Raw genomic sequence first — 8,842 nt, 5'->3', positions numbered from 1 at the left:
TCGGCACCCACACCGATTGCCCAGTGATCTACCAACCCATGAGTGGCGGCGATGCCCCGGAACCGGCACTGACCCGCTTCCACTACACCGAACAGGTGCGCACCGCCGTGCAGGTGCAGCGCGACTACACCTTCACCCACCCGCGCTACAACCAGCAGCACACCGCCACCGGCGACCAGGACCTGAACAACCAGCACAAGGACTACGAACGCTACGACTATCCTGGCCGCTACAAGCGTGATATCGCCGGTAAACCCTTTACCAAGACGCGCCTAGCCGCCCTGCGCAATGACGCCAAGCTTGCCCATGTGGAAGGCGACGATGAGCGCCTCCAACCGGGGTTGGCGTTCGACCTCAACGATCATCCCCGTGAGGACTTCAACGACCGCTGGCGCACCATCGCCATCCAGCACGAAGGCAAACAGCACACCAGTTTGCAGGAAGAATCGTTTGGGAGCGGCCTCGGTACTTCTTACACCTTGAAGGCCACGGCCATCCGCTGGACCTCGGACTGGAAGGCGCCGTTGCGAGACAAACCCTGCATTGACGGCCCGCAGATCGCCACGGTGGTTGGGCCGCCGGGGGAAGAGATTTATTGCGATGAATGGGGCCGGGTCAAGGTGCAGTTTCCTTGGGATCGCGCGGACAAGAACAACGACCACAGTTCGTGCTGGATCCGCGTCACCCAGGGCTGGGCCGGAGCGACTTGGGGCTCGATGGCCATCCCACGCGTGGGCCAGGAGCTGGTGATCAGCTATCTGGACGGGGATCCCGACCAGCCGATCGCCACGGGGACCGCGTACCGGCAGACCAACCTGCCGCCTTACCCGCTGCCTAAACACAAGACGCGGATGACCATCAAGAGCCGGACCCATAAGGGTGAAGGTTTTAATGAGCTGCGCTTTGAGGATGAGTTGGGGCAGGAGGAGGTGTTTGTCCATGCCCAGAAAGATCAGAACACGGTGGTCAAGAACAACCAGAGCCTGACTGTTGGAGCGGACAGAACCAAGAGCATCGGTCAGGACGAGAACGTCAGTGTCGGGCGAAATCGTGTACGCGTGGTCAGAACCAACGACACCGTGAAAGTCGGTGGCAACAAGAACGACACGGTAGCCGGCGAGTACGAGATCGAAGTCGGCGGCACGCTGCGTTTGAAGTGTGGCAAGACGCTCATTGAGCTGCATGCAAACGGCAAGCTGAACATCACCTGCGAGGACTTCAACATCACTGGTGCGCAGACCGGCCAGATCAACACCCTGGGCGCAAAACTCGACCTTAACCCGGAAGGTGGGTCGGCCGGTGCCGCTGCAAATGGGCAAGACGGTGGTGCACTGAAGGCCAGTGTCGATGGGCATTTCGAATAGCCCCCACCTTTCCCATTACCCAACTATCAAAGAAAAGGACGCGCCTGCAATGGCTGATTATCTGACCCACGATGTAACCCTTGATTTTGCCGATGAAACACCCGAGGACTCGACACTGAACGTCCTGCGCTTTCAAGCGCGAAATACCACGCTGGTGATTGCCCGCAGTCCCGTTGGTAAACACCAGACCCTGGATGAAGCACTGACGGCCCAGCTGGATCAACTGCGCAACAAGACCCAAGCATTGAGTATCACACCGGCACAAATCACTCACCTGGGGCACCAGCAGCAAGTGGAGGGCCGAGAAATGGCCGTCCAGTTCATGACCGGTGACAAGCCTAACTTCCAGTTGCAAGCCGCCTGCCTGATTCCCGGGCAGCACCGCATGCTGGTCCTCAACTACAGCAAACAAGGTCCCTTAAGCGACGGCGACATCACCCACTGGCGTGCCATCAAGCAAACGCTGCGCTTTTCCTGAACTTTTCCACCCTAAGAAACCCGTTCTCGATCAGCAAGGAGCTTCTAGCCAATGGCACAAATTGTCCACGCCGCCCGGCAGGGTGACGCCATCCTTCACCCATCACTCATGGCTGAGTTGATCAGTGCAGCAGTGGAGACAGTCATCTATGCAGCGGCTGCGTTGGCGGTGACTGCGGCCATTGGCCTTGCCGTCGTGGGCACCGCCTTCACGGGCGGCGCGCTCGGCGTTGTGATCGGGATAGCAGCAGGCGTTGCGGTAGGCGCCATGAGTTCAATTCCCATAGGCGAGGATCGAAGTATCGGTGACGCCATCTCTGACTTTAGCGATTCCGTTGGCAACGCAATGTCGTCACCGACGGCCTTAGGCGAAATCAAAAGCGGCTCCAAAAATACCTTTATCAATGGCAAACCCGCCGCTCGCGCTGCGGCGATCAGTTCTCCCAATGGGTCTGAAGAAGAGGAAAAAGGCGAGGAGCCCTCAGTTCTGGAGAACGTAAGTGCGATTGCCCAAACGGCTCTGGGATTTGCATTTCCTCCCTTCAAGTTGGTCAAAGACTTCTTTGACACGGTTCATCAAATTTTCAACCCTCCAGTAACAACCCCCGCAGCGCCGGGGTTCACCCCCAAGGAGGAAGACAAGATCACCTGCACCCGTCATCCGCCCATGCCTGAGACCTACATCGCACAGGGCTCAGACAAGGTGCAGATCAATGGTCGGCCGGCGGCACGCTCGGGAGATAAGGCCACCTGCGATGCCACCATCGATGTAAACGCCAACGTCTCTCCCAATGTGCGTATCGGCGGCGGAACGGTGACCGTTCGGAACATTCACAATGGCAAAAGCAAGACTGCACAGATCGTGGGGATTGTAGCGGCACTGCTTATATCCAGACGAATGGGGGCTCGCCCTCGCCGCTCTGCAAGAGCGAAAGAAAACAACTCCGTCATCTGTCCGTTAAAAGGCAGACCTGTACTTATCTCCACCGGCAGCAAAGTCCTCGGCGGTGCAGAAGACATCGACTTCAGCCTTCCTGGGTTGCTGGGCATCGAGTGGACTCGAAGCTACGACAGCAGCGACTCCCGAACCGACGGACTGTTCGGCATGGGCTGGAGCGTTCCCTATGAGGTGGAAATCGTCCGTGTCCCGCATCCCCACGGCGGCGAGCTATGGATCTATGTCGACGAGACAGGCAACCGCCTGGAACTGGGCCAACTCATAGCCGGCAACGCGTTCGTCAGCGCCATCGATGGCTTGGCCTTCTTCCAACTGGAGGATGGTCAGACCGTTGTCGAGGACATCTACGCAGGGCGCTATCAGGTTTTCCAGACTGACCCGCATGACCCGCAACGCTCGCGACTGATCCGCATAGGCGACCGTAATCTCAACGTCCTCGACATGCTGTACGACGAACAGGGCCGCCTGCACTTCCTCATCGACAAGTACAGCCAAACCGTTGTGCAGCTTCACTATGATCAACACCATTCAAAGCGTGTCGGCAAGGCGTCCCGTGTATTCCTGAAAGCCGGCGAAAACCCCAGCATCGAGCGCAACAAGACGCTGGCCAGCTATCGCTACACACGCAGAGGTCAGTTGCATGAAGTGTTGGACGCCACCGACCACGTGGTCCGCCGCTTCACCTACACCGCCGAGGGCTACCTGAACAGCCACCAGATCGCCAGTGGCGCCGTCCGCGAGTACGAATGGGCACGCTTTGCCATCCCCGAGAACCGCCCCACACCCAAGCGTGCAGACGGCACCGCGTACCAACTTCCGCCACTAATGGAGCCACAACCCGATCACGAATGGCGCGTCACCCGCCACTGGGGCAGCGATGGCGAAGAGTATCGATTCGAATACGACCTGGAACGGGGTGAGACCCACGTCACCGACAGCCTTGGTCGTCAGGACCATTACTATTGGGGGCCCTTCTACGAGATCTACAAACACATCGACCCCCTCGGCAATTGCTGGCAAGAGGAAATCATCGCCGGTCAATTGATGAAGAGTGTCGATCCACAGGGCGGCGAATGGCACTACAGCTACGATGACATTGGCCGCCTGATCGAGACGCGCGATCCATTGGGGCGTAGCGAACACATCCGCTACCTGCGGCACTGGGCCTTGCCTGTGGAAGTCACCGACACTGCCGGGCGCACATACCGCTCCGGCTACGACGCACAAGGCAACCTGATTTGGGAAGCGGATCCGCTGGGCCGCACGACACGCTACCAATACGATCCTGAGGGCCGGGTGGTACGTGTCACTGACGCGTTGGACAAGACCAAGTACCTGAGCTGGAACATGCACGGCCAGCTACTCAGCTACCGCGATTGTTCCAATGCGCAAACGCTGTACCACTACGACACCGACGGACGCCTGTGCGAAAGCATCAACGCCCGCGGCGAGCACACTCACTATCGGTATGACACCCGTGGTTATCTGATCGAAAGCGAACGCCCGGACGGCCGAATCGACCGCTACGACATCGACGCCGCAGGCCAACTGACCGCCTATACCGACCCGGCCCAGCACATCACCCGCCTGCGTTATGACCGCAGTGGACGGCTGATCCAGCGGGTTGACGCCCTCGGCCACAGCGTTGAGTTTGGCTACGACGCCTATGGTCGCCTGCTGCACCTGAGCAATGAAAACCGCGAACGCTACTGCTTCGAGTGGGATGCGCTGGACCGCCTGCTGGCCCAGCAGGACCTGGACGGCAGCGGGCGCATCTACCAGTACAACCCGTTGGGCGAGGTCACCGGCATCCACCATATCCCCGCGCCGAATGCCGAACCTGATCTGGATGGCAAGAACAGCGCCGAACCGCACACGCCACTGGTACATCATTTCGAGCGTGACGCCCTCGGCCGCCTAATCCGCAAACGCACCGACGATGGCATCACCGAGTATGCCTATGACAATGCCGACAACCTGCTGGCGATCAGTTTTACCGATAACCAAGGTGACCAGCAGCGGCTCGACTACACCTACGACGCCCTCGGCCAACTGCTCAGCGAGACCAACAGCGCCGGCCTACTGCAATACCAGTATGACGAACTGGGCAACCTTGAAACCCTGACCCTGCCCGATCAGCGCCAGCTCAACCACCTGTATTACGGCAGCGGCCATCTGCATCAGCTCAACCTCAATGGCCGGGTGATCAGCGATTTCGAGCGCGACTCACTGCACGAGGAGGTGCTGCGCACCCAGGGCGCCCTGCACACCCGCACCCGCTACGACCGCAATGGCCGCCTCAGCCAGAAGGCGTTGCACTACCAGCAGGTCGCTCGCGAAGTGTTGCCGTTGTTACAGAAAGACTACCAGTACGACGCCAGCGACAACCTGGTGGCCGAGATACTGACGCAGACCCAGCGCCCAGGCGCTAATCGCCCGACCGCAGCGGCCAATGACGACAGCCTGATCGGGCGATTTCACAATCAGGCAACAACCGGCAAGTCCTATCAAGGCAGCGCCCAATATGGCTACAACCCCGTCGAACAGATCCAGAGCATGCACCGCAACAGCCCCGCAGTGCAGGGCCAGCACATCGAAAGCCTCAACTACGACGCGGCCGGCAACCTGTTCGATGGCTACCGGGTCAACGGCCTGATCAAGCACAACCGCGTGCATGTGTATCAGGACAAACGTTATCGCTATGACCGCTTTGGGCGGCTGAGCGAAAAGCGCACCGGCAGCAGCCGCATCCAGCGTTTCGAATACGACGCCGAACACCGACTGGTCTGCATCCGCCAGCAGCACGGATCAATGGCCCAGCGCCTCGTTTTCAACTACGACCCGTTGGGCCGGCGCATCAGCAAGCAGGTGTATCACGACGGCGCCAGCGAACCGAGCCACCGTACACTGTTCCATTGGCAGGGCTTGCGCCTGCTGGAAGAGGTGCAGGACGGCAGGCCCAGCCTGTACGTGTATGCCGATCCGGACAGCTATGAACCGCTAGCCCGCGTCGATGGCAAGCCCGGTAGTGAGGAGATCTTCTACTTCCACACCAACCTGGCCGGGCTGCCGGAGCAGCTGACCGATACCGCCGGCACCACGGTGTGGCACAGCGAGTACCTGGCCTGGGGCAGGACGCGAGATGAGTGGCATGATCAACAACCGGGACGTGAGCAGAACCTGCGTTTTCAGGGCCAGTACCTTGACCGCGAAACCGGGCTGCACTACAACACCTTCAGGTTTTTTGATCCGGATGTGGGGCGGTTTACCCAGCCGGATCCGATTGGGTTGGCGGGAGGGTTGAACCTCTATCAGTACGCGCCGAATGCGATTGGATGGGTTGATCCATTAGGGCTTACAACAGGAACCACAGAAGGCGGCATGGCCAGAACAACGCCAACTTGGCGAGATAGGTACGGCCCTGCGTCCATGAGAGATCACCATTTGATCCCTCAGGCGATGATGAAAGACGAAGCCTTCTTAACTCAGATGAAAAAGGCTGGGATATCAGGACCAGAGGACTATATTCATCGACAGATTTCACGAATCCCCAATGCCCAACACTCCAATATTCATAAATCCGGATGGAATCAACAATGGAAAAATTGGTTTGCCGAAAATCCCAACTTTAAAAAATCTGATTTACAAAAAAATATAAAAAACATGATGAGACAATACAACATCCCAAAATCGTCAAGAGCCTTCGCCAAAAAATACGGATGCAAATGAGGTCAATATGAAAACAGAATTCGAGTTTCAAAAGGCACTTTTATTACTAGACCGGGGAGAGTTGGAAAGGGGCCGCCAAAAACTAGAAGATGTCATTTCTCAGGCAAGTGATACCAATGACACGGTGACACTGATTCAGTCACTGGTGTGCTTTGGCGAGTTACTGATTGAGCTAGGCTCACCTGAAGAGGCGACCCGTACTTTAAATAGAGCCCTAACATTTCAAAATGACAATGAAGCGTTAACTTATGAGTTTGATCGAGCCACTGATCTACTCTCCAGAATCGCCAACAAACAATGATGAAGGTACTCGCAGACCACCTGAAACCTTGACCCTACCCGCTCAGTGCCATCTCAACCACCTGTACGGGAGCGGCCGCATGCAGCAGCTCAACCTCAATGGCCGGGTAATCAGCGATTTCTTGCGCGACCCTCTGCACGAAGAGGTGCTGCTGAGAGCCCCCGGCAGCATGCTGACCAGTAGCCGCTACAACCGCAGCGGCCGCATCAGTTAGAAGGCGTTGCACTAGAGCAAATACGGCGCCCATATCAAGGGCGATGACGAAATACAGAAGATCATCACCCAACTGCACGGCCTGCTGCGCCCCTTGCGCGGCGAAACACCCAAGCGCCTGACCGACCCGCTGAAAAACGTCGCACCGCGCAACTACCGAATCAAACGCGCCTGGCCGCTGTGGACCCCCTGGGCCATAGCCGCCGTCGTGCTGACGGTCGCCTACACGATCTACTCCATCCGCCTGAACACCATCACCCAACAGGTGCTGGTGTCGCTGGAGCGGGTGCTTTACCTGTAACCGATTTCCAGCGCGCTCATCCCGAGCGCCTGCAAAGCCATGGCCGTGTCGGCCATAACCTGCGGCCCCAGGGGCCGTTCACTTGATCACGACAAGGAGCTTGTCATGCCAACACCTGCGTACATCAGCATCCACGGCAAAACCCAGGGCCACATCACCAAGGGCGCGTTCACCGCCGACTCGGTGGGCAACGTTTATGTGGAAGGCCACGAAGATGAAATTCTCGCCCAGGAAATCGACCATGCGATCGGTACGCCCACCGACCCACAGAGTGGCCAACCGTCCGGGCAGCGGGTGCATAAACCGCTGACGTTCACCAGCGCACTGAACAAAGCCTCCCCGATGCTCTATCAAGCCCTGGCCACCGGCGAAATGCTGCCAACCGTTGAAGTGAAGTGGTTCCGCACCTCGGGGGACGGCAAGCAGGAGCACTTCTTCACCACCAAGCTGGAAGACGCCACCGTCGTCGCCATCCACACCGTGCTGCCCCACGCGCAGAACAATGACAACGAAAACTACACCCAACTGATCAAGACCAGCCTGGCGTATCGCAAGGTCAGCTGGACCCATGTGGTGGCCGGCACCGAAGCCTCGGATGACTGGCGTAAGCCGGCTTAATCGCCAACCGGAACGTTCCGCCGCATAGGCGGCGGAATGTTCAGTGACTCGATACTTATCAGGAGGCTCTATGCCCGCCGTCGTTCTGGTCGGACACGACCATGATTGCCCGTTGTGTGGCCCCACCACCGTCGACAGCAGTACGCGCAACGTGACCGTCAACGGTCGCGTCGTCGCCCTTGTCGGCGATTCCCTTGGATGCGGCGCCGTGATCACCAGCGGTTCGCCCTCGACGATCGTCAATGGGCAGCCAGTAGCCCGTGTCGGCGATACCACCGATCACGATGGAACACTGGAAAACGGTGATATCAGCTGGTTGATCGACTGACATTTACACTCTCGACAAGGAGGCCCCATGCCCCGTCAAAGCGACCTGCGCTACACCTTCGAACCGCTGCGGGGCGATCCCTTCGAAGTGGTTTCTTTCACGCTCGAAGAAGGCCTCTCCCAACCCTTCAAACTTGAACTGGAACTGGTCAGCCACGACGCCGCCATCGACTTCAATAACGTGCTCGACCTGGCGGGGCTGTTCACGATCTGGCGCGGCGAAACCCCGGTGCGTTACGTCCACGGCCTGGTCAGCCTTTTCACCCAGGGCGACACCGGTTTTCGCCGCACTCGCTACACCGCCGTGGTCGAACCGACATTGGCGCGTTTCGACCTGCGCTCCAACTGGCGCATCTTCCAGAGTCAGACCGTGCCCGACATCATCACCAGCATGCTGGCCGAGCAAAAGCTGACCGACATCCGCACTGAAATCTGCTTCGAGCACCAACCTCGCGAATACTGCGTACAGGCCGGCGAAACCGACCTCGACTTCATCGCCCGCCTCGCCGCCGAAGAAGGCCTGCTCTACACCTTCGAACACCGCGCCGACGGCC

At 58.6% G+C, this 8,842-nt stretch carries 8 protein-coding genes and 1 pseudogene; all 9 read left to right on the top strand.

Features of this window, described 5'->3' with window-relative positions:
• Nucleotides 1-1,364 (top strand): type VI secretion system tip protein TssI/VgrG (gene tssI / locus AACY42_RS27585; RefSeq protein ID WP_339483648.1); only part of this gene is annotated, 1,364 nt, incomplete at its 5' end.
• 49 nt (nucleotides 1,365-1,413) lie between these two features.
• Nucleotides 1,414-1,842: a DcrB-related protein gene (locus AACY42_RS27580; RefSeq protein WP_339483647.1), complete on the top strand. Its 429-nt coding sequence runs from the start codon at nucleotides 1,414-1,416 to the stop codon at nucleotides 1,840-1,842.
• A 51-nt stretch (nucleotides 1,843-1,893) separates the two neighbouring features.
• Nucleotides 1,894-6,528: an RHS repeat-associated core domain-containing protein gene (locus tag AACY42_RS27575; RefSeq protein WP_339483646.1), complete on the top strand. Its 4,635-nt coding sequence runs from the start codon at nucleotides 1,894-1,896 to the stop codon at nucleotides 6,526-6,528.
• Between the two features lie 7 nt (nucleotides 6,529-6,535).
• Nucleotides 6,536-6,829, top strand: coding sequence for a hypothetical protein (locus AACY42_RS27570; protein WP_339483645.1), 294 nt, complete (start codon nucleotides 6,536-6,538; stop codon nucleotides 6,827-6,829).
• Nucleotides 6,830-6,908: 79 nt separating this feature from the next.
• Nucleotides 6,909-7,043: a hypothetical protein gene (locus tag AACY42_RS27565; protein WP_339483644.1), complete on the top strand. Its 135-nt coding sequence runs from the start codon at nucleotides 6,909-6,911 to the stop codon at nucleotides 7,041-7,043.
• Nucleotides 7,044-7,073: 30 nt separating this feature from the next.
• Nucleotides 7,074-7,343, top strand: a pseudogene (locus AACY42_RS27560) (DotU family type IV/VI secretion system protein); the annotation flags it as partial.
• 105 nt (nucleotides 7,344-7,448) lie between these two features.
• The gene (locus tag AACY42_RS27555) at nucleotides 7,449-7,961 is read left to right on the top strand and encodes an Hcp family type VI secretion system effector (RefSeq protein WP_339483643.1); all 513 of its coding nucleotides are present in this window, start codon (nucleotides 7,449-7,451) and stop codon (nucleotides 7,959-7,961) included.
• Nucleotides 7,962-8,031: 70 nt separating this feature from the next.
• Entirely contained in the window at nucleotides 8,032-8,289 is a 258-nt protein-coding gene (locus AACY42_RS27550; protein ID WP_339483641.1) for a PAAR domain-containing protein, read from the top strand.
• Between the two features lie 27 nt (nucleotides 8,290-8,316).
• Nucleotides 8,317-8,842 (top strand): type VI secretion system Vgr family protein (locus AACY42_RS27545; RefSeq protein ID WP_339483640.1); only part of this gene is annotated, 526 nt, incomplete at its 3' end.

Origin of the sequence: Pseudomonas sp. RL_5y_Pfl2_73 (assembly GCF_963970515.1) — a bacterium.
Lineage (GTDB): Bacteria > Pseudomonadota > Gammaproteobacteria > Pseudomonadales > Pseudomonadaceae > Aquipseudomonas.
The sequence above is the reverse complement of the archived record's forward strand: the minus strand, read 5'-3'. Positions and strand labels throughout refer to the sequence as shown.